Raw genomic sequence first — 20,110 nt, 5'->3', positions numbered from 1 at the left:
ATTCGACGAACACTCGAGAACGACAGCGGTGAGCGCTATCCGAGGGAAACGGGGTCGACCTTCAGGTACTCCCGGGCGACGACGGTCGCGTACGACCCCTTCGGCAGAGCGAACGAGAGTTCGATCGGGTCCCCGGTGACCTCGATCGGGGTTCGGACCAGGATGGCCCGCCGGGTCCCGCTCGAGTAGAACTCCCCGGGGAGGTCGAAGTCGGCGGGCTCGAGGTCGAAGTCGTCGAGGACGGCGCGTTCGATCTCGCCCTGTTCGCCGTCGGCAAGGTCGGTCTCGGTGCCGACCAGCGGGGCGGTGACGAACGCCCGGCCCCGCTCGCAGTGGCGAGTCACCGACCGGACGCGACGCTCGTCGACGCGCTGGAGCCGATCGACGTCGGGCAACTCGAGCCCCTCGGGGGCATCGGTATCCGCGAAACAGACGACGTCGCCTTCGACGGGGCGGTCGAACGGGAGCCCACGCTCGAGGCGCTCGCTCAGCATCAGGTTGAACGCGTACGACTGGGCGGCGTGGACGAATAGCCGCTGGAGGTTCGACGGGAGGCGCTCGAGAGCGGCCCTGAAGTCGTCGGGCTCGGGCTCGCCGTCGCACTCGGCGAGTTCGTGGAGCATCGAGCGCTCGTAGCGCAGGCGGTGGGGGAACCGCTCGAGTGCCTCCTGCCAGTCGCGAGTTTCTTCGACGAATTCCCTTGCATCCCGGGTTCCCTCGGGTTCGGCCGCGGCCGGATTTCCGAGGTAGGCCATCACCGCCCCTTCCCAGTCGTCGCGGACGATCTCGAGGCCGACCTCGTGGGTGACCGGTCGACGACTGCCGAAGCGTTGCTGGCCGAAGAAGTTGGGGACGCCGATCCGCGTGGCGTCGTCCGGTTCGGCTTCGGGCCGCTCGTCGGCACCAGCGAACGCCTCGAGTTCGGCGGTGATACGGTCGGCGTTCTCGGGTCGCTCGGGATCGCTTACGACGAGGTCGAACGCGTTGCCTGCCAGGTCGCCGAACTCGAGTGAGCGCCCGGCCCGTCCGAGTACCTCGATTTCGACGCCGTCGATCTCGGGGAGGTCGGACGGGTCGGCTCCGTAGACGGAGAACAGCTGGGTCGTGATCGCGTGTTTGTCCTTCGTGCCGGCCCAGTCGACGCGCTCCCGCGAGACGCCGAGGGCGTCAGAGAGCCGCGACGCGAAGTCGTTTGTGTCCCAGCCCCGGAGCGTCGCCCGGAAGACCAGATGTGGATAGGCGTCCGTCGGCGCGTCGACCGGTTCGGTCGCGAACCGCTCGAGTTCGCGCACGCGAAAGTGCTCGTCCGCGACTCGGAGGCGACCGCCGACGCCGTCGGTCTCGGTGACGTAGTAGCTCATACCGACAGCTTGCTCTATAGGGTGTGCCGGACGCATGCTGATACGCGTCGCTTTGGGTCGAACCGGTAAATCGGTTCGTTCTCGCGACTGACCCCCGGCGACGGTCGCCGATCACTCGAGCCACGACTCGAGTGCCGACCGAACCGCGTCGACGTCGGTCGTTCGCGCGGTCGGCCCCAGCTCGAGCTGGATTCCGCCGGTCCCGTCCCGGGCGAGCCAGTTGACGAAGTTCTGCGGGCTGACGCCGCCGTACGGGCCTCCGGTGACCGTCTTGACGGGGACCGAAACCGTGCGCTCGAGCGCAGTTTCGAGTGCGCCCTTCGTCCGTTCGTCGGCGCCGCCGCCGACGATCACCTCGTCTGCGGCGAGTCCGTGGAGGCTGATCACTGTCTCGAAGCCGCGATCGGCGATTCGCTCGAGCAGGGGGTACGTCCCGGGTGCGAACTCGCTCGAGGGTGGGTGCCAGAGGTCGAACTCGTCGTGTTCCTCGTCGTACCCGAGACAGGCCCAGCAGCTGGCAGTCGCCGATCCAGTCGCGAGCTCGAGTGCGAGTTCTGCCGTCCCGGGTTCGACGAACCCACCGTGGGCGGCACACCACAGGCGATCGTCGTTCTCTCCGTCGTCGTACAGCAGTTCGGTGTAGTGGCCCGTCTCTGTCACCTCGAGGGGCCGGGTCGTGATGGTCGGTCGAGACACGGGCATGGTCCACGACGGCGGGTGCGATAATGGTTTGCGACCACAGTGCCGACGGGACTACCGACTCGAGTCCGTTCGTGACGACCCCCATTTCGTTGTAACCGTTCGAACTACCGGACTGTCGGGTTCTCCCCACAATAGACGTATGTGGGACAGTCCCAAACTGGATCGTGTGAGCATCGATTCCCACGCCGCGACTCCGAACTATCAGCAGCTTCCAAACGAGGTGTTCGAAGCGCGGATAGCCGATTTACGGGCGCGATACGCCGACTGCGATCTCTGCGCCTACGAGTGTTACGTCGACCGAACGGCCGGCCAGAAGGGAACCTGCCAGGTCGACGACACGGCGTACGTCTCGGCGTACTTCCCCCACTTCGGAGAAGAAGACTGCCTCCGCGGCCACAACGGAAGCGGCACCATCTTCCTCGCCAACTGCAACATGAAGTGCGTCTTCTGCCAGAACTTCGAGACGAGTCACGAGGCGGAAGGCGAGCCAGCGACGTCCGAAGAGATCGCCGACATGGCCCTCGAACTCGAGGCACGGGGCTGTCACAACGTCAATTTCGTCTCGCCGACTCACCACTCCCCCCACCTGATCGAGGCGGTCAAAATCGCCAGGGACCGTGGCCTCGACGTGCCGATCGTCTGGAACTGCGGCGGCTACGAACGCCCGGAGATCCTCGAGCACCTCGACGGCATCGTCGACGTCTACATGCCGGACGTCAAGTGGTCCGACGACGCGGCCGCGGCAAAATACTCGAAAGCGCCCAGTTACTGGGAAAACGGTACGGAGTCACTCAGGGAGATGCACCGGCAGGTCGGCGACCTCCGGATCGACGACACCGGCCTCGCGACCGGCGGCCTGCTCGTCCGTCACCTCGTGATGCCGAACCACGTCGAGAACGCGACCGGCGTGCTGACGTTTCTCGCCGAGGAACTCTCGACGGAGACGTTTGTCAACGTCATGGCCCAGTACCGCCCCCACTACAGGGCCAGAACGGAGTCGTTCTACGAGGAGATTAGCCGTCCGATCACCGCTGACGAGTACGAAGCGGTCGTCGAGCACGCCCGAGACGTCGGACTCGAGCGACTGAGTCTCGACCGATCGATGCTCCAGAGCCACGGTGGGCTCTTCGATCGGTTCTGATCGAGTCTCCCGCTGGGGAGAGTCAGGAGTACGAAGACGAGGTCAGGCCTCGAGCGTGAGTCCGGCCTCCGCGAGGGCCTCGTCGGCGTCGAGGTCGTCGTGGACGACGCCGGCGACGGCGGCGGCGATCGCTTCAGGGTCGTCGTGCTGGAAGATCGACCGGCCCATCGAGACGCCGGCGGCACCGCCGTCCATCGCGCCGCGGACCATCTCGATCGTCTCGCGGTCGGTGCCACGAGAGCCACCGGCGATGACGACGGGAAGGCACGTCGACTCACAGACGTGTTCGAAGCTCTCTGCGTCGCCGCTGTAGGCCGTCTTCACGACGTCGGCACCGAGTTCCTCGGCGAGGCGGACGGCGTGACCGAGGTATTCGGGGTCGTGTTCGGGGTCCTCACCCTCGAGGTTAGCCCCGCGGGCGTAGGCCATCGCGAGGACGGGCATACCGAAACGGTCGGCCTCGGCGGTCACCTCGGCCAGCTGGGTGAGCTGGTCAGGTTCGTAGTCGGAGCCGACGTTAATGTGGAAACTTACTGCGTCGGCACCCGCACGGATGGCTTCCTCGACGGTGCCAGTGAGACGCTTGTCGTTCGAGGCCGGACCGACCGACGTCGAGGCGTTGAGGTGGGCGATGTAACCGGCGTCGTTCTTGTGGTCGTGGACGCGCGGGGCGATTCCCTTCTGGGTGAGCACGGCGTCTGCGCCACCGCGGGTGACTGCGTCGATCGTCGACTCGATCTCTTTGAGGCCGGTCACGGCACCGAGTGTGATCCCGTGGTCCATCGGGACGATGACGTACGTGTCGTCTGTCCCGATACGCTCGAGTCGCGCCTGCGTTCCTGTCGTCTTCATTTGCGGGTGAGTAGCAAGCTAGCCGTTATGGATGTTCTGGTTCGGGCGCATCCCGGTCGGTTCCTCCCGGGTCGCCGACACCGTCGAGTGCACCAGCTTTGAGCTCTGCGGCTTTGGCCTCGAGTGCGCCGACGGCCTCGTCGGTGCCGTCGCTGCTGGCGATGATGTCGATCAGCGCGCTGCCGACGATGACGCCATCAGCGCCAGCCTCGACGATTTCGGTCGCGTGGGCACCCTCGCTGACGCCGAAACCGACGGCCTTCGGGACGTCGTAGTCGGCGAGGCGCTCGAGGCTCTCGTGGGTGGCTCCCGAGACGTCCGCGCGGGCACCGGTCGTGCCGAGGCGAGCCTGGACGTACGCGAAGCCAGTGACCTGAGACATGATGCGCTCGAGGCGTTCGCCGTCGGTCGTCGGTGCGACGATGAAGACGAGGTCGAGTCCGTGGTCGTCGCAGGCCTCGCGCAACGGATCGGCCTCCTCTGCGGGAAGGTCCGGGACGATGATTCCCGCGAGTCCAGCCTCGGCCGCGCGTTCGACGAACGGCCGAACGTCCGGCCCGTCTCGCGGTTCGACCGCTCGACTGTCAGAGACGCGTGACGCCTCGCCCGTCCCATACTGGAGGACCATGTTGTAGTAGGTCATCACCAGCAACGGTGCCTCGGTCTCGAGATCCTCGACGAGTTCGAAGAAGCCGTCGGGCGTGGTGCCGGCCTCGAGCGCGCGATTGATCGCCGCCTGGATCGTCGGCCCTTCGGCGATAGGCTCGGAAAAGGGAAGCCCGAGTTCGATCAGGTCCGCGCCGCCACGGTCGAGCGCCTCGACGTACGCTTTGGTATCCTCGAGCGAGGGATCGCCCGCGGTGACGTAGGTGATGAGCGCCGGGTGATTCTCGCTGATAGCGCGTTCGATCTTGCTGTCGGCCGTCGAGGCGGCGTCCGGATTATTCACTGGTGAACACCTCCACGTCCGGGGCGGCCTCAAGGTCGCGCTTCTCGGTCTCCTCGAGCACCGTCTCGAGGTCCTTGTCGCCGCGGCCGGAGACGTTGACGACGACGAGTTCGCCGAGGTCCTCGTGGGCTTCTTCTACGTACCCCAGCGCGTGGGAGGACTCGAGCGCGGGGATGATCCCCTCGAGTCGCGAGAGCCGATGGAAGCCCTCGAGTGCGGTCTCGTCGTCGACGCTGACGGGCGTCACCCGATCGGTGTCGACGAGGTGGGCGAGTTCCGGACCGACACCGGCGTAGTCGAGCCCCGCGCTCACGCTGTGGGATTCGACGATCTGGCCGTCTCTCTGCTGGAGGAGCTTGGTCATCGCGCCGTGGAGGACGCCGTCGGTACCGGTCGAGAGCGTCGCCGAGTTGGGAGCGAGGCCTTCCGCCTCGTCGATTTCGAGGCTCGAGCCGCCGGCCTCGACGGCGTACAGGTCGACGTCGGTATCCGGGACGAACGCGTGGAACGCCCCCATCGTGTTCGAGCCGCCGCCGGCGCAGGCGACGACGCTGTCCGGGAGTCGGCCGGCCTGCTCGCGAACCTGTTCGCGTGCTTCTTTTCCGATGACCGACTGGAAGTCACGCACGAGTTTTGGAAACGGGTGCGGGCCGACCACGGAGCCGATCACGTAGTGGGTCGTCTCCACGGTCGTCGCCCAGTCGCGCATCGTCTCGTTGATGGCCTCTTTCAGCGTCCCGGAACCGGCGGTGACGGAGTTGACCTCGGCCCCGTTCATTCGGATGCGGTAAACGTTCGGCCGCTGGCGGTTGATGTCCGTCCGGCCCATGTAGATCTCACAGGGCATCTCGAGGTGGGCCGCGGCCATCGCGGTCGCGGTGCCGTGCTGGCCGGCACCGGTCTCGGCGATGATACGTTCTTTCCCCATGTACTTCGCGAGGAGGACCTGCCCGAGTGCGTTGTTCAGTTTGTGGGCACCCCCGTGCAGGAGGTCCTCGCGCTTGAGGTAGATCTCCCGGTCGTAGCGCTCGCTCAGTCGGTCTGCACGCTGCAAGGGCGTCGGCCGGCCGCCGAACTCACGCATCCGCTCGCGGAACTCGTCCATGAAGCCATCCTCGTTCTCGAGCACGTAGCGCTCGTAGGCGTCCTCGAGTTCGAGGATCGCCGGCATCAGCGCCTCGGGGACGTACCGGCCGCCGTACTCGCCGAAGGTGGCCTCGCTATCCCGTCGGTCAGTCTGGTCACCCGTGCTCATCGGTCTCCCCCGTCAGTGTGTGGTGTCGCAGTCATGTGTGTTCGATCTCGTTCGCGTCGCCGTCACAGTTGCCGCTCGCCTCGGTCAGCCGCCGGGTGTTCGCCTCGACGTCGGTCTCGCCCGCGCCGTGGTCCATGATCGCGCTGCCGACGAGCAGGGCGTCTGCGCCCGCCGCGCGCATCCGTCGTACGTCTGCGGGCGAGGAGACGCCGCTTTCGGCGACCAGCGTCACGTCGTTGGGAACGCTGCTTACGGCGTCGCCGTCTGCGTGCGAACCATCGGTTCGCTCGCATGGTTCGAGGGACTCGGGGAGTCCCTCGCTATTCGCGTTCTCGAGGCGCGTTATGCGCCTCGCTTTGGGAGCGACCGACTCGAAGGTTTCGAGGTCGACCTCAAGTTTCGCCAGATCCCGATTGTTCACACCGACGAGTTCAGCACCGGCCTCGAGTGCGGTCTCGAGTTCGGCCTCGTCGTGGACTTCGACGAGCGGCTGGAAGCCTCGCTCGCGAGCAGCGGTGAGCAACCCCTCGAGGTCGTCGACAAATCGGACGATCAGGAGGACGAGGTCGGCCTCGACGAGGTCGAGGTGTTCCTCGCGCAAGAGGAAGTCTTTCCGAAGGACGGGGACGTCGACGGCTTCCCGGATCTCTGTCAGCGCCTCGGGCGAGCCACCGAAGTGGGTCGGTTCCGTGAGGACCGAGATCGCCGCCGCGCCGCCGTCGACCATCGCCTGTGCGAGTTCGACGGGATCGTCCTCGCGCGTTCCGTCGGCGGTGGGACTCGTCGGCTTCACTTCGGCGATCAGCGGGACCCGCCCGTCGGCGTCCGCCCGCGCGATCGCCTCGTCGAACGGCCGCGCGTCGACGTCGACCCGGCCGTCCGGACTCGAGCGCTCGTCGGCGGCCTCGAGAATCGACGCCACCGGGGGAGCCAGTTCCGTCTCGGAGTTCATTATTGTACATCGACGTACTCATGTGTACATAAGGCTTGCGTCCTCGCGGTCGCCGCCCGCCAGTCGGGGACCGGCGGCTATTCAAGTCCGTGGCACGAACCCACGCGCATGGACGAGGTTACGGACGCGGGTATCTACGCGCGCGAATCGTCGTATCTCGACCGGTACGTACAGGTCGGCGTCGCCAGCGGACGGGTCCTGACCGTCTCGTTCCCGGAGCAGGCGGACGACGACGCAGAACCCGACCACCCGATCCTCGAGCAACTCTTCGAGTACCTGGATGGGCTCGAGCCCGTCACCTTCGAGAACGTGCAGGTCGCGCTGACCGTTCCGACGGACCAGCGGGCTGTGCTCGAGTCAGTCCGGGAGATTCCCTACGGCGATCAGGTCGGCGTGGAGGCGCTGGCCCGGATGACGCCGGAACTCGACCCGGACGATGGAGACGACCTGGTGCTGGTCAGGACCGCCCTCGACGAGAACCCGGCTCCGATCCTCATTCCCGACCACCGGGTCCGAGACGGGCCGAGCGCTGCACCGCCGGCGGTCGAACAGAAGCTCCGCTCGCTCGAGGAACTGTAACGCTAGTTGCGGTCCAAGCCTGAACTGCGAGGTCGAACCGATCGGCGTCAGTCGGATCGACCTCGCAGTCGACGCCTGGAACGGTACTAGTTGTACTCGGCTTCGGATTCAGTACTGGACTCGGACCGTGCGCCGGTCTCGACGTCCGACCGTGACTCGGATTCCGTCCCGGACGTGTTCCCGGAATCGGCGTCGTGACTGCGGCCGAAACCTGCCCCGAACGGACGACGCACCGACAGCGAACCGAACCGGTCCCCGAGGAACGCCGAGATCGACCAGCGACCGACGAGCGAACCGGCCAGCCGAACGCTCACGTACGCGAGCATCGCGCCAGCGACGACGTCGATCGCCCAGTGGATGCCGAGATACATCGTCGACGTGGCGACCGAGAACCCGAGGAACCCGGCGACGTAGTTCCAGCGCGGGTAGAACTCGCGCGTTCGATAGGCGAGTAGCGACACGGTCACCGCGAGCGAGGTGTGCAGCGACGGGAAGACGTTCGTGTTCCGGTTGACCTGCCTCGTGAGGTGCTGATACTGGGGATACGTATCGTACAACAGTGCGTCGACCAGTTCCGGCATCAGGTTTCGCGGCCCGTAGGCGATGATGAAGACGTAGATCACCAGCCCGAGCGAGTAGTTCAGGGTGTAGGCCGCCAGTAACTCTCGCAGCGGCCGCGTCTCGGAGAGCGCGAAGTACGCGACGACCGGGAACACGAGCAAGAAGACGTAGCCGTAGATGTAGATCCACGAGAAGTACGCGGTCAGCCACGCCGTCTCGAACGACTGCAACCAGAGGACGAACTGCCCCTCGAGGTCGTAGATCGTCCACGTGAGGTTCCACTGGATGAGCCACGAGACGTCCGGACCACCCTCTCGAGCGACGTCGTTGAACGACAGGACGCCCACCAGCACGACCGCGATGGGTGCGACCGCTCGGACCCGCGAGCGCCACTCGAACCGAGTTCGGCGAAGTCGTTCGCGACCGACTATCAGTCCGAGCCCGAGGAGGACGAGGAGGCTCACGACGATCGCAATCTGGATCAGGACTTGCGTGAGCATCAGCGTCTCACCCGGAGCCTTCCGTCGTCACCGTAGCCGAATCCCGCGTCCTCGAACGCCTCACGTGCCGCCCCGGGATCGACCGTGCCGTCGCTCCCGAGGAACGAACCGACCGGGTCTGGAGGTCCATCGTCCCACGCGAGCGAGTCGGGGGTCCACTCCTCGGTGACCGGCACGACCGTCGGCCGGGCGTAACCGTCGAACACGTCCGCGATCAGCGTCTCGCGGTCGAGCAACCTGGCGACGACCTGCCGGAAGTTCGGGTTCCCGAACGGTGCCCGCCGGAGGTTGAATCCGAGGTGGTAGAACGACCACGACGGCGACTCGAGCACCTCGACGTCGCCGTTGCCCTCGATCGACTCGGACTCGAGGACGTCGCCGACGACGTAGCTCTCGAGGGGAAGGCTCGTGACGTCGGCGGCGTCGGTCTCGACGAGTTCGATCGCGGACGTGCTCCGGGGGTCGATCTGGACGCGCAGTTCGGCCGCCGTCGGTCCGGGCAGCGAGACGTCTTCACGGGTGGTGAAGTGATCGTCGTAGCGTTCGAACGTGACGTGTTCGCGCTCGCTGCGCACTGCGAACTGGTAGGGGCCGCTGCCGACCGGCGGTACGTCGTCGGTCACGAGTGCGTCGGTCGTCCCCTCGGCGATCTGGACGCCCGGGATATCGGGCCGTCCGTCCCGGTCGGCCCAGACGTGTTCGGGGAGAATCGGGACCAGAAGCGCACGCTCGGCGACCGGTTCGTCCGCCGACACCGAGAACGCGAGTCGACCCTCGTCACGGTCGAGAACGGTCACCTCGTCGACGATCGATACCCGGCCGCGAAAGCGCGGCGTCGGGGCCGGGTAATCGGCGGTTCCGCGCGTCGTGTCTCGCAGGAACTGGTAGGTGAACACCACGTCGTCGACGGTTACCGATTCCCCGTCGTGGAAGGAACAGTCCTCGCGGAGTTCGACCTCGAGTCGTCCCCCGGTTTCGTCGCCTTCGGCGTCGCCACCGTCGTCGTACTCGAACGACGAGGCCAGCCACGGCACGACTGCGCCGTCGCCGGTTTCGGTCGCGAGCGAATCGTAGCAGAGGTCGGCGAAGACGCCCACCTCCCGGTACTCCGCCGAGAGCGGATTCAGATTTTTCGACACGCGCGCGTCCGTATGGACGATCCGAAGCTGACTCGCGTCGTCGTGGACCTCGAGCCCGAGGTATCCGAGTCGCGTCGCCGGGTGTCCCGCGTTCCAGCCCCCGAAACGGTCCGTCCGGACGAGCCGGAACTCCTCGCGGGCACAGATCGGGACGAACGGCTGTTCGGCGACGAACGCCTCGAGCAGTGCCTCGACTTCCGCCTCACGCTCGTCTTCCGGGGCCAACCGCTGGGCCTCGAGGCGCTCGTCGATCGGTCGGCTCGAGAGGCCGAACGGGTTCTGCCAGCCGGCCTCTTCGACGAACCGGGAGTGGAGGGCTTCGTAGAGAACGTCCGGATCGACGTCACCCGGGTGTTGTCCGACGTACACGTCGAAGTCCTGGTTGATCAGCACCGACCGGAAGAACTCCTCTTCCGATCGCATGTCGAGGTCGACGGCGATTCCCGCGCGCTCGAGTGCGGTCCTGACCGCCCGTGCGAGCTGGATGCTCTCGCGGTCGCCGTCAGCGGTTCGCGTGGTGATCGTCAGCGAGAGCTGCTCGGGGTCGTCCCGGTTGATCGCGCTCCGAACCTGCCTGATGCAGCCACTCGTCGCCACCGAGAGACCGACTCCCGTCGCCGCGAGAAGCGATCGACGGTCGACCCCGCTCGAGTCGCGATTGGAGGGCCGTGGGGATCCGCACATCTGGACAGGCGACCGTTCGCCACAGGCGGTTAACAGTATTGCGCTGCCGGACGGTCGGGTGAGCCAGTCGCGTGTTCGCGAGTTCTGCTCCCGACGCGACACCAGTAACCCCAAGGTGGCCGTCCCCGAACGATCTGGCATGACCGTCGCCGCCGAACGGATCGACCGGCTCGAGAACCTCGCTCGAGCGGCGGCGAAAGCCGGGGACGAGGATCGTGCCAGAGAGTACGTTCGACTGGCACGACGGATCGCCGAACGGAATCGACTCACCCTCCCCCGAACGTTTCGACGGTTTACCTGCGACGAGTGTGATACCTACCTCGTCCCCGGCGAAAACGCACGGGTCAGGCTCCAGCGTGGACACGTCGTGATCACCTGTTCCTGTGGCGCTCACGCGCGGTATCCGTACGACACCTGACCTCGAGCGGTGGGAAACGCTGCCACTGGGACCGCCGGCGATCGCTGAGATCGCTGGCGACCGTCGAGGCCCCATCACGCTCGGGACTTGCCGCCCCGAACCGTCGGAGTCGTTCCTACATCCCAGCGGAGGAATCCCACGGCTTCACAGTAGTTGCTGAAGTGACCAAGTGACGATTGCCGTCGCGGTCGTTGTCTCGATATGGTCGAGACAACTGAGGCAACGCAGGTGACTCGTGCAGCGTCGTCGATGCTGTTTCCAGAACTTGAGTTCGGGATCGCTGCGAACGGCACCTATCCGAGCGAGGACTTCCAGCAAGTCCTCGCTCGGATCGCATTCGACAATGAATTCGCCAATACTGGTGCGAAAGCCTATCAGCTCGCCCGTGGCGACGATATCGCCATTGACGCAACCGCTCGAAATCCGCTCGCACGAGCGCTCCTCTACCATCTACGTGGACTCGACGCGGACGCGGTCGACGATCAGTTCGACCGCGTCCGCGACGCAATCCTCGACGAAGCCGCTCGCAACCGCGTGTTTACCAGGCCAGTAGACGTCGCAATCGACGTTCACGACTGGCTCTATTACGGGGACAAAGAGACTCCTCACGTCTGTACAACGAATCCAGCGCAGGGCACCGATCGCGCGTACAAGTTCGCTACCGTCTGTATCGTCGATCCGAGCGTCCGTTTCACGCTTGGATCGGTAGCCTTGGAGGGCAGCGATACCGACGAGTTGGCGGATGCACTCCGCCAACTCGTCTCAGACGTCCGCGAGTATGTCGAAATCAACCGCCTTTATCTCGATCGTGGCTTCTATCGTGTTCACCTCGCCCTAGCGCTCGAAGAACTCGACGTTGAGTTCCTCATGCGTGCGCCGCAAACACAAAAGGTACAGCAATTTATTGATGACCACGACAGCGACACGTTCATTGCAGAGTACGAGATGGCTCGGTCGAATCCGCCGACGGGCCGAACGACAGTCCGGCTCGTCGTCGTTCCGCATCGAACACGAAATGACGACCACTTCTGTCTGGTTACCAACCGCGATCTCGACGTCGGCACTGACGTCGAGATCGCCCGGCCACTGGCTGAAGCATATCGCCGTCGTTGGGGAATCGAAACGTCCTATCGCAAGATTACGGAGTTTCTCCCGAGAACGTCGTCACCGACGTTCTCAGTACGGCTCTTTTACTTCCTGTTCGCCGTCGCGCTGTACAATCTGTGGGTGTTGACGAACCTGCTCGTGACGTCCCGCCGGGCGGTCGGGACGGATCCAGTCGTCCCGACCGCCCTGTTTCGCGCGTTTCTCGGGCAAATACCGTACGGGTAGCGGTTATCTCGGCGACTGACTCGGGCTGAGCAGCCCGAGTCAGTACGCCCCTCAGTACTGGTAAGACTGGAAGAACAAGGCTGAGGAAACGCTTCGACAGCTGTTACGCTCTCTGGACAGCACTGAGAACGGTTTCACGAAGCCGGAGTTGAGAACGACACTCCAATCCTTGCGGCTTTCCTGATCGAATCAGCAACTACTGTTCAGCCGTGGGAGGAGGTCAAGGCCCGCGAGTCGAGCGTATCCCGGGAAACGGACTCGAGCCGTCGTGGTCGCTGGGCAGTTCGACGATTCTCGCGGCGAACCTCGAGTCGCAATCGGGACAGGTGACGACACCGACAGTCGGCTCCGTTCGAACGTCGGTTCCACAGTCGCAATGGATCGTGGCGGGTCTGGGCATGGTGTGTGGTGATCGCACCCGACGTGGCGGGAGGCAACCACGCTCGAGAACCAGAACAGGCTCCGGCTGACTCGAGTGGACGTCGGCAGGTCTTTATTTCGCCGGTGTCAATGGTGGATTGCTCCCGCTACGCGGGGGCTGTGTTAGAGCCGGAGTGTGTAGCTTGGAGGCGTGCACTCCGGCTTCGCGCACTTTCGTGCGCACCTATTCGTTCGGAATCAACCATCATGAACGTTAGGATACTGACCAGTCGACCGTGGCTGGTTCCGTCTCGAGCGATCCGTTCGAGAACATTCAAACCGTCGGCACCGCTAGACGGGCTATGGACCAGCAGGAGCGCAAACGTCGCGCCCACGATCTGGACGTCACCGTCTGGGTTGGCAAGAGTGGCATCGAAGCCGTCGTCGACGAACTCGACGACCAACTCACGAACGAAGACCTCGTGAAGGTGAAGTTCCTCCGGGCGGCTCGATCCGGCAGCTCGACCGAAGAGAAAGCAGAGACCCTCGCCGACCGCGTCGACGCAGAGCTGTTCGAGACCCGCGGACACACCGCCGTTTTCTACCGATAGCTGGTACCCGCTGCTCGAGATTTCCCACCGTCACTCGTGGACGGTCGCATTCGCCGGCGGCTCGAACACGAACGTCTCGTCGTCGACGTCGTCTTCGAAGTCGACCGACTCGAACCACTCTCGGAGCAGGTACTCGGTCCCGTCGTCGTCCTCGATGACGACCTCCTCGCGGAGCGGGTAGTCGTACTCGACGTCGATCCAGAGGCGTTGCTCGACGACCTCGAGTTCAGCTTCCGGGTTCACGGTCTCGAGGGCGAAGACGAACTCGGTGTCGCCGACGAGCAAGGAGAGCCCCTCGGTGACGGTTTCGTTTGCCGCCGTCACGTCGACGACGTGGGCCTCGCGGTCGGCGACGGTTTCGGTTCCGAGGTACTCGACGTCGTAGAGGTCCGCCTGTCGGTCGGCTTCGTCGGCCCGGGCGGCCCGGACCTCGTCGCTATCGTACGGCTCGTCGGCCCGATATTCGTGGACGACGTTCGAGTCGGGATAGTACCACCACGACCCCGTCGCGTTCGAGACGTAGACGTCCCCCTCGCGGTCGGGAACTGCCGACTCGAGCACCTCGCTGCGGTACTCGACGTACGGTCGTTCGGCGACCGCGACGGTTTCACTCGTGGTCGCCTCGCCGTCTGACACGAGCATCGTCCGCTCGCCGCTGACGGCCTCGAGGTCGTCGCTGTGGACGAACGCACCCTCGAAGACGTCGACCGGGTCGGGCTCCCCGCTGGTCCCGTCGGCCCCGGGAATACTGATGGCGCTACAGCCAGCGAGGGTGACCGTCGCTGCCAGCACGACGAGACCGAGCGCGATTCGCTGCCGATCCATTGGTAGACCGTTTTTTCGAGAACGGTGTATACTTTGTCATCCGAACAGGTTCGGCAGGTCGGCTCGGGCTGAAGCCCCAGCGAGAGCGACCAGTGCGAGCGCGACCGGCCACAGCGAGGCCGTCCCATCCGACGATAACTGGCACGCAGGGACGGGCGACGGATTTTACCCACTACGGGAACCAGCGTCGGTCATGGAACCGAGTCAGGAGCGCCCTCGACCTCGGCGCGAACCCCGCTCGAGGACCGGCCCCGGGTCCACACGTCGAGGCGCGCTCGCAGCCATCGGCGGCGGACTCACTGCGGCACTCGCCGGCTGTGTCGATGCCCTCGAGACGAGCGTCGACGACCCGTTCGCGGTCGAGACGGTCGTCGACGGGCTCGCACACCCGTGGGCGATGGCCATCGTTCCCGGGGACTCGCGACTGCTCGTCACCGAGCGCGAGGGTCGGCTCTCACTGGTGGACCGCGAAGGGGGGAGCCACACCGAAGTCGACGGTGCGCCGGTCGTCTACGTGACGGGACAGGGTGGGTTGCTCGACGTCGCACTCCACCCCGACTTTCCGGACGACCCGCGGGTGTACCTGACGTACTCGATCGCGAACGACGACGGCGAGTCGACGACGGCAGTCGGCCGCGCCCGACTCGAGGCCGACGACGGAGACGACCCCGAACTCACCGACGGCACCGAACTGTACGTCGCCGAGCCGTGGCTCGACTCGAGCGGCCACTTCGGCTCACGCGCCGTCTTCGGCCCCGACGACCGGCTGTACGTCTCGGTCGGCGACCGACGGGAAGACGGCTTCGACGCCGAGCACGTCTCTCAGGACCGCTCAAACGACCTCGGGACGACGCTCCGGCTCGAGCCCGACGGTTCGATCCCGGACGACAACCCGTTCGTCGACGATGAAGATGCCGTCGACGCCATCTACACCTACGGTCACCGGAACGCCCAGGGGATGACGGTCCACCCCGAAACGGACGAACTCTGGCAGAGCGAACACGGTGAAGAAGACGGCGACGAACTCAACGTGCTCGAGGCTGGCAGCAACTACGGCTGGCCGATCGCTCACTACGGCTGTGCGTACGGGACCGACGAACCCATCGGTGACGAGCCGGCCGACCGCGACGACGTGGTCGACCCCGTCTACTACTGGAAGTGTGGCTCCGGTGGATTTCCACCGGCGGGAATGACGTTCTACGACGGCGATACTTTCCCGGAGTGGCAGGGCGACCTCCTCGTCGGAAATCTCGCTGGACAGTACCTCGGTCGCTTCAGCGTCGACGGAACCGACGTCTCGGAGAAAGATCGTCTGCTCGAGGGCCGAGGCTGGCGAATCAGGGACGTCGTGGTGGCCCCGGATACCGGTGACGTCTACGTCGCCGTCGACGACGGGGACGCACCGATCGTTCGGCTGACGCCCCAGGAGTGACACTCTCGAGGCGGCGCGCCGCGGTTATCCGTCCGTTTGCCAGTTGCGGCGACAGAACCGAGATCGGGACAGCGATCGACGTGGGGTCGCGCGAACGACGTCGCTCGCGTCGCGTCAATGATCGGTATGAATTATGAATGGTGGATTCCGCGATTGCCCGGCGTTCCGACCGGGGGAATCCCGGTTGCCTTCTCCACCCCGCGACCCGTCGAGCGACAGGTGTCCGGCGGTCCACTGCTCGCTTCCGCGCCTGATGGGCTGTCGCCGGTTAACCACGATGGGACGTCCCTGCGGACGGCCACCGTGGACCGCTGTCCCCGACGGACGAGGCTTCTCTGTTGGCTCCCGGGGCCCCGGTCGGTCTGACCGGACGCCCGCGGCCTTCGGTCCCCGCTAATGACCATAGCGCGGGTTGTGAGCAGGGCCAAACTGCCCGACCTATCCATCTACCCGTAGACGCCTGGCACTTAAGGACCTTTCGCCTCCAAAATCGCCAGACTGCGATCGGGTCCTCAGCAATCCACAGCAGTCGTCTCACCCGTTCGCTCCGCCGCTCCATCTGGGTTCAGCAGGATGGAATCGTTCGACGCATTTCAGTTGATTTGCTCCGCGGTGACGGACGGTCACTCGAGGTCGCCGTGGTCTGTGGCCCCCGACTCGCCTCGCTCTTTCGACGACAGCGGTACGGCGAGGACGATCAGGACGACGTCGTACGCTCCCAAGACGAGCGCGACCTGCATTCCGCCCACTCGGACGTCCAGCGCTCTCTGGGAACCATCCCTCCGGAATGGACGCCCAGCGGTGAAAGAACCACGCGACCCCATAATGTAGTAGGGTACCAGTGGACAGTCTATCGTCGCTCGAGGCGTGACAGAGAGGAAAAGGCCCATTAGCCAGCCGAAACATCGCTCGACCATGGGACTCGGCAGCACCGCAAAGAAGATTCAAACCCTCTCAGAGAGCGCCGAAGCGATGTACAAGCAGGTCCAGCAACTCCAGCAACGGATCGTCAACCTCGAGGGCGAGGTCGACGACACCCACGACACCGTCAAGCGGCTGGACCATCAGGTCACCGAACAGCGAGCGTTACTGCTGGCGATCGCAGAAGAACAGGGACTCGACGCCGACGCGATCCTCGCCGACGCTGCGATCGACGACGCAGACGAACCGGAGACGGCCCCAGACCCGGACGACCCCGAGGCGAGCGAGGACGCCTCGACCGACGAACGCGAGGAGAGCGAAGACGCGACCGCTGACTGACCCAGAACACGCTCGGCGTTTCTCCCCGATCACTCGTCCGCGTCAGTGATCTCGGCTGACGGCTCACGAACCGGCCCGACGACTGGTCCGTGACGCTCGAGCGGTTGCCCATCGTCGGAAGAGTCGTCGTCGGCTGGGACGTCGAACGGATCTGTCGCGTCCGGCGACCAGTCGAGTGTCCGCGCGTCGACGACCTCGAACGCGTCGTCGCGTTCGACCTCCCAGACCCGCAGGACGAGGTGGGCCTTGCAGTGATGCTCGACCAGTTCCATCCCCGTCTGCCGGTTTCTGAGGACGAGCTGGCAGGTCCCGTCGTTCGAACAGTCCCCGAACTGGTCACACATGGTCTCAGTTGTCGTACTGCGCTTGCCGGTAAGTCTCTGTCGGTGCCCTCAGGTGTCGATCCGATAGCGGCGACTTCGATTTCCTCAGGCTGCGAGTCGTCGATGTTCGACCTTCATACACCGGTCCTGGACGACCGACCGACCGTCGGCTTCTGCCCGCGCGGCGGCGTCGTCGTCACGAATACCCAGTTGCGTCCAGATCACCGACACGTCGTCTCGCTCGAGGGCTGCATCGACGATTCCGTCGACCTCTTCGCTGGGCCTGAAGACGCAGACCACGTCGATCTCCTCGTCGACTGCCAACAGCGAGTCGACCGCCTCCCGATCGAGCACCTCGTCAGCGTAGGGATTGACGGGGATCACCTCGTACCCGTGTTCGGCGAGGTACGCCGGCACGTCGTGGGCCGCCTTCCCCGGCGTCGTCGAACAGCCGACGACCGCAACCGTCTCGTACTCGAGCACCGCCTCGATCTCGTCGTCTTCCTCGAGTGGCATGCGGTGGGCTACGTACCTGTCCGGTATAAACGCTCCACGTCAGGGTCCCGAGAACCGACGGACTACGGGCCAGATCAGAGGCCGACGGTGTCGATGGCCGGTTCGTCGCCGTCGCCCTCGTCGACGGTGATGAGGCCGTCGAACAGCTGTTTCAGCGTGTTCATGGTCTGGTCGTCGTGTGCCGTCGAGTCGATGACGTACAGACCGAGAGCGTCCGCGCTCTGAATCCGACCGGTGAACACGTGGAGGAATCGAAACACGGTCTGCAGATCGGAGTACATCAGGAGCGTCGAGACAGAGTGCAACAGAACCCGGTTCTCCGTAACGCCCCGATCCTCGTAAAAATCCTGTAAAAACTCCGAGAGCTTGATCCCGATCCCGGTCATGTCGACTGGCGAGGACGCGTACTTGACCCGAGGGTCGTCATCGACCGTCCCGACGCCGCGTTGTTTCGTGACGCAGTCGACGACCCCCACGTCTGCGTCGGACGCGTCCGCTCGTGAGGTAAATTCCTCGAGTACGTTCTCGGCGCTATCTTTCGTCGAGACGACGATCGAACCGTCACCCCGGACCGCACCCTCGAGGAGAATTTCGTAAGCGAGGCTTCGCTTTCCGGTCATCGGCGGGCCCGTCACGAGGACGTTCGTCCCGGGCTCGATCCGAGATGCCGGAACGACATCGACGAGATCATACATGTCAGATGATCACTTCCATCGGCAGCCCCGTTGGCGAACGCGGCTGAGACCTTCGCGTGGAGTCTGGTACAGTAATGCAGTATTTGGGATATAGTCCTTTTGATACACTCCGATTTGCGAGTGCGCCAGTGCGTCTGCCGCTGGTTTCCCACCTGCGCCGGATCGACTCGACGGATCGCTCACGCGCGATGCGTTACGAGTCCCCGAAGGACAGTCGAGACAATCCTCGACTGGACCTCGAGCCGGCTCGTCAATCAGACCTACCACCCGAACTCGAGTGCCACACGTCCGGCGATAAAGGCGACCGCAGCGAGGAACATCCCGTACTTGAGCAGCGTCTGTCCCGACGTCGGATCGTCGAAGCTCCGAACCATCCCCCCGAGCATAACCAGGACCGCGGGAAGTACCACGAACAGGTAGGTTACGCCGAAGTACTCGAGGAAATAGGGCAGCGGACTCGCGAGAACGCCCGCCACGAGTACGACGGCCGCGATCACCAGCGCCCGGCGTTCCCCGACGGCGATCGGCAGTGTGTTCAGCCCCTCCTCGCGGTCGCCACTGACGTCCTCGACGTCCTTGACGATCTCACGGGTGACCGTCGCCACTGCCGCCAGGATCGCGAGGGTGACCGCCGGCCACACGTCGCCCACCGCCGCCGCGCCAAACAGGAACGTGCTCCCGACGAGATAAGCCACGAGCGCGTTTCCGAGGCCCGGCAGCCCCTTGAAGAACTCGGTATACGCGACCAGCGCGACGAGGTTGATCCCTGCGATCGCGAGTGCGAGTACCGGAAGCGTCAACGCGAGCCCCACCGCGGCGACGAACAACACGATACTGAATACGAGCGCACCACGTGGACTCACTGCACCCCTGGGAATCGCCCGCTCCGGCTGGTTGATCCGATCGATCTCCCGGTCGAAATAGTCGTTGATCGCGTTCCCCGCACCGACGGCCAGCCCCGTCGCTGCGACCGCAGCACCCACCTCGAGTGGATACTCGGTAACGCCGCCAGCGACGAACGCACCGATGAACGTCAGCACACTCGCTGCGATCACGTTCACCGGCCGCGTCAACTCGAGCAGCCCCCTCACCGTCTCGCGAACCGCGGTCATACCCACGGCTGTTGGGCCATCCCGGTTAAGCAATCCGATCCGTCGTCGACTCCTTACCTGGACGAAAACCGACCAGCACCAGAGCACACTGTTCTTCAGAAACCCACGTGGTCAGCGCCACTCCTCGAGATCACAGAGCGTTTCGGCGTCGACAGAGATCCACTGACACACCCGCTCGTCACCGGTCGCCTCGACTGGGACGACCGTCCAGACGTCTGCATCGTCGGTGAGCAACTCGAGTTCCTCACCGTCGGCCTGAACCCGACCACCGTGCGGAACGTGACTATCGTGGATCGTCATAGATCACGTGACGATACGTCCTCGAGTACATAGACATCCACTGGTAATTTTCATCCCCCGGGAACTGACGCCCACGTCCCGCCGACCGGACTCGAGGCCGGTGAAAATCGAGTGACTTATACGAAGCCACCCGAAAGAGAGGACCGAGGGCGCTTAGCTCAGTCTGGACAGAGTGCTTGGCTTCGGACCAAGTTGTCGCGGGTTCAAATCCTGCAGCGCCCATCCTGTTTCATCACGATTAGGAATCACAG

20 protein-coding genes, 1 tRNA gene, 1 other RNA gene and 1 pseudogene are annotated in these 20,110 nt (G+C 64.8%); 8 read left to right on the top strand and 15 right to left on the bottom strand.

Annotated elements, in window-relative coordinates:
• Window positions 1–35: 35 nt before the first annotated feature.
• Together truD and B1756_RS17130 are read right to left on the bottom strand one after the other, a co-directional pair.
• On the bottom strand, window positions 36–1,397 hold the full coding sequence (truD, locus tag B1756_RS17135; RefSeq protein ID WP_086889650.1) for a tRNA pseudouridine(13) synthase TruD: 1,362 nt from the start codon (window positions 1,395–1,397) through the stop codon (window positions 36–38).
• 75 nt (window positions 1,398–1,472) lie between these two features.
• On the bottom strand, window positions 1,473–2,057 hold the full coding sequence (locus tag B1756_RS17130; protein WP_086890243.1) for a poly-gamma-glutamate hydrolase family protein: 585 nt from the start codon (window positions 2,055–2,057) through the stop codon (window positions 1,473–1,475).
• A gap of 172 nt (window positions 2,058–2,229) precedes the next feature.
• Here B1756_RS17130 and B1756_RS17125 point away from each other — a divergent pair, with 172 nt between their 5' ends.
• On the top strand, window positions 2,230–3,204 hold the full coding sequence (locus tag B1756_RS17125; protein ID WP_186336477.1) for a radical SAM protein: 975 nt from the start codon (window positions 2,230–2,232) through the stop codon (window positions 3,202–3,204).
• 42 nt (window positions 3,205–3,246) lie between these two features.
• Here the strand turns inward: B1756_RS17125 and B1756_RS17120 are convergent, their stop codons facing one another.
• The 4 genes from B1756_RS17120 to B1756_RS17105 are packed head-to-tail and all read right to left on the bottom strand — an operon-like array spanning window position 3,247 to window position 7,212.
• Entirely contained in the window at window positions 3,247–4,056 is an 810-nt protein-coding gene (locus B1756_RS17120; RefSeq protein WP_086889648.1) for a 2-amino-3,7-dideoxy-D-threo-hept-6-ulosonate synthase, read from the bottom strand.
• A gap of 25 nt (window positions 4,057–4,081) precedes the next feature.
• Window positions 4,082–5,005 (bottom strand): tryptophan synthase subunit alpha, encoded by a 924-nt coding sequence (trpA, locus tag B1756_RS17115; protein WP_086889647.1) that lies wholly within the window; start codon window positions 5,003–5,005, stop codon window positions 4,082–4,084.
• Window positions 4,998–6,260: a tryptophan synthase subunit beta gene (trpB, locus tag B1756_RS17110; RefSeq protein ID WP_086889646.1), complete on the bottom strand. Its 1,263-nt coding sequence runs from the start codon at window positions 6,258–6,260 to the stop codon at window positions 4,998–5,000. Before trpB ends, trpA begins: the two co-directional genes overlap by 8 nt.
• Before the next feature lie 31 nt (window positions 6,261–6,291).
• Window positions 6,292–7,212, bottom strand: a complete 921-nt coding sequence (locus tag B1756_RS17105) for an indole-3-glycerol-phosphate synthase (protein ID WP_086889645.1) — start codon at window positions 7,210–7,212, stop codon at window positions 6,292–6,294.
• Between the two features lie 108 nt (window positions 7,213–7,320).
• On the opposite strand from B1756_RS17105, the gene B1756_RS17100 reads away from it, so the two are divergent.
• The gene (locus B1756_RS17100; protein WP_086889644.1) at window positions 7,321–7,791 is read left to right on the top strand and encodes an MGMT family protein; all 471 of its coding nucleotides are present in this window, start codon (window positions 7,321–7,323) and stop codon (window positions 7,789–7,791) included.
• Between the two features lie 86 nt (window positions 7,792–7,877).
• Here B1756_RS17100 and B1756_RS17095 read toward each other — a convergent pair whose 3' ends face one another.
• A complete protein-coding gene (locus B1756_RS17095) occupies window positions 7,878–8,852 on the bottom strand; it encodes a phosphatase PAP2 family protein (protein ID WP_086889643.1) in 975 nt (324 codons plus the stop codon).
• Window positions 8,852–10,675 carry an ABC transporter substrate-binding protein gene (locus B1756_RS17090; RefSeq protein WP_086889642.1) on the bottom strand — a complete coding sequence of 608 codons (1,824 nt, stop codon included), beginning with the start codon at window positions 10,673–10,675 and terminating at the stop codon, window positions 8,852–8,854. The genes B1756_RS17095 and B1756_RS17090 overlap by 1 nt, the downstream gene beginning before the upstream one ends.
• A gap of 58 nt (window positions 10,676–10,733) precedes the next feature.
• On the opposite strand from B1756_RS17090, the gene B1756_RS17085 reads away from it, so the two are divergent.
• The 3 genes from B1756_RS17085 to B1756_RS17070 all read left to right on the top strand — a co-directional run bounded on the left by B1756_RS17085 (window position 10,734) and on the right by B1756_RS17070 (window position 13,396).
• Entirely contained in the window at window positions 10,734–11,093 is a 360-nt protein-coding gene (locus B1756_RS17085; RefSeq protein WP_228434403.1) for a ribonuclease P protein component 4, read from the top strand.
• 201 nt (window positions 11,094–11,294) lie between these two features.
• The gene (locus B1756_RS17080; RefSeq protein WP_120649689.1) at window positions 11,295–12,425 is read left to right on the top strand and encodes a transposase; all 1,131 of its coding nucleotides are present in this window, start codon (window positions 11,295–11,297) and stop codon (window positions 12,423–12,425) included.
• 722 nt (window positions 12,426–13,147) lie between these two features.
• On the top strand, window positions 13,148–13,396 hold the full coding sequence (locus B1756_RS17070) for a YhbY family RNA-binding protein (protein ID WP_086889639.1): 249 nt from the start codon (window positions 13,148–13,150) through the stop codon (window positions 13,394–13,396).
• Between the two features lie 30 nt (window positions 13,397–13,426).
• Here B1756_RS17070 and B1756_RS17065 read toward each other — a convergent pair whose 3' ends face one another.
• Window positions 13,427–14,221, bottom strand: a complete 795-nt coding sequence (locus tag B1756_RS17065; RefSeq protein WP_086889638.1) for a LolA family protein — start codon at window positions 14,219–14,221, stop codon at window positions 13,427–13,429.
• Window positions 14,222–14,414: 193 nt separating this feature from the next.
• Between B1756_RS17065 and B1756_RS17060 the strand changes: the two genes are divergently transcribed.
• Entirely contained in the window at window positions 14,415–15,653 is a 1,239-nt protein-coding gene (locus B1756_RS17060) for a PQQ-dependent sugar dehydrogenase (protein ID WP_086889637.1), read from the top strand.
• 137 nt (window positions 15,654–15,790) lie between these two features.
• Here the strand turns inward: B1756_RS17060 and ffs are convergent.
• Window positions 15,791–16,102, bottom strand: an RNA gene (ffs, locus tag B1756_RS17055) — signal recognition particle sRNA.
• A 466-nt stretch (window positions 16,103–16,568) separates the two neighbouring features.
• Here ffs and B1756_RS17050 point away from each other — a divergent pair.
• Complete coding sequence (locus B1756_RS17050; RefSeq protein ID WP_086889636.1) at window positions 16,569–16,913, top strand: DUF5798 family protein; 345 nt, start codon at window positions 16,569–16,571, stop codon at window positions 16,911–16,913.
• 161 nt (window positions 16,914–17,074) lie between these two features.
• Here the strand turns inward: B1756_RS17050 and B1756_RS20275 are convergent.
• The 5 genes and pseudogenes from B1756_RS20275 to B1756_RS17025 all read right to left on the bottom strand — a co-directional run.
• A pseudogene (locus B1756_RS20275) lies at window positions 17,075–17,257 on the bottom strand (hypothetical protein); the annotation flags it as partial.
• Between the two features lie 84 nt (window positions 17,258–17,341).
• Entirely contained in the window at window positions 17,342–17,752 is a 411-nt protein-coding gene (locus tag B1756_RS17040; RefSeq protein WP_086889634.1) for a CoA-binding protein, read from the bottom strand.
• A 74-nt stretch (window positions 17,753–17,826) separates the two neighbouring features.
• Window positions 17,827–18,447: an RAD55 family ATPase gene (locus tag B1756_RS17035; protein WP_086889633.1), complete on the bottom strand. Its 621-nt coding sequence runs from the start codon at window positions 18,445–18,447 to the stop codon at window positions 17,827–17,829.
• Between the two features lie 260 nt (window positions 18,448–18,707).
• Complete coding sequence (locus tag B1756_RS17030) at window positions 18,708–19,559, bottom strand: geranylgeranylglycerol-phosphate geranylgeranyltransferase (protein ID WP_086889632.1); 852 nt, start codon at window positions 19,557–19,559, stop codon at window positions 18,708–18,710.
• Between the two features lie 111 nt (window positions 19,560–19,670).
• Complete coding sequence (locus tag B1756_RS17025) at window positions 19,671–19,859, bottom strand: DUF7511 domain-containing protein (protein WP_086889631.1); 189 nt, start codon at window positions 19,857–19,859, stop codon at window positions 19,671–19,673.
• A gap of 147 nt (window positions 19,860–20,006) precedes the next feature.
• On the opposite strand from B1756_RS17025, the gene B1756_RS17020 reads away from it, so the two are divergent.
• Window positions 20,007–20,081: transfer RNA gene (locus B1756_RS17020), tRNA-Arg, on the top strand.
• The last annotated feature ends 29 nt before the right edge of the window (window positions 20,082–20,110 follow it).

Origin of the sequence: Natrarchaeobaculum aegyptiacum, assembly GCF_002156705.1 — an archaeon.
Classification (GTDB): domain Archaea; phylum Halobacteriota; class Halobacteria; order Halobacteriales; family Natrialbaceae; genus Natrarchaeobaculum; species Natrarchaeobaculum aegyptiacum.
Note: the sequence above shows the minus strand (reverse complement) of the source record. Positions and strands in the feature narration are given on the sequence as shown.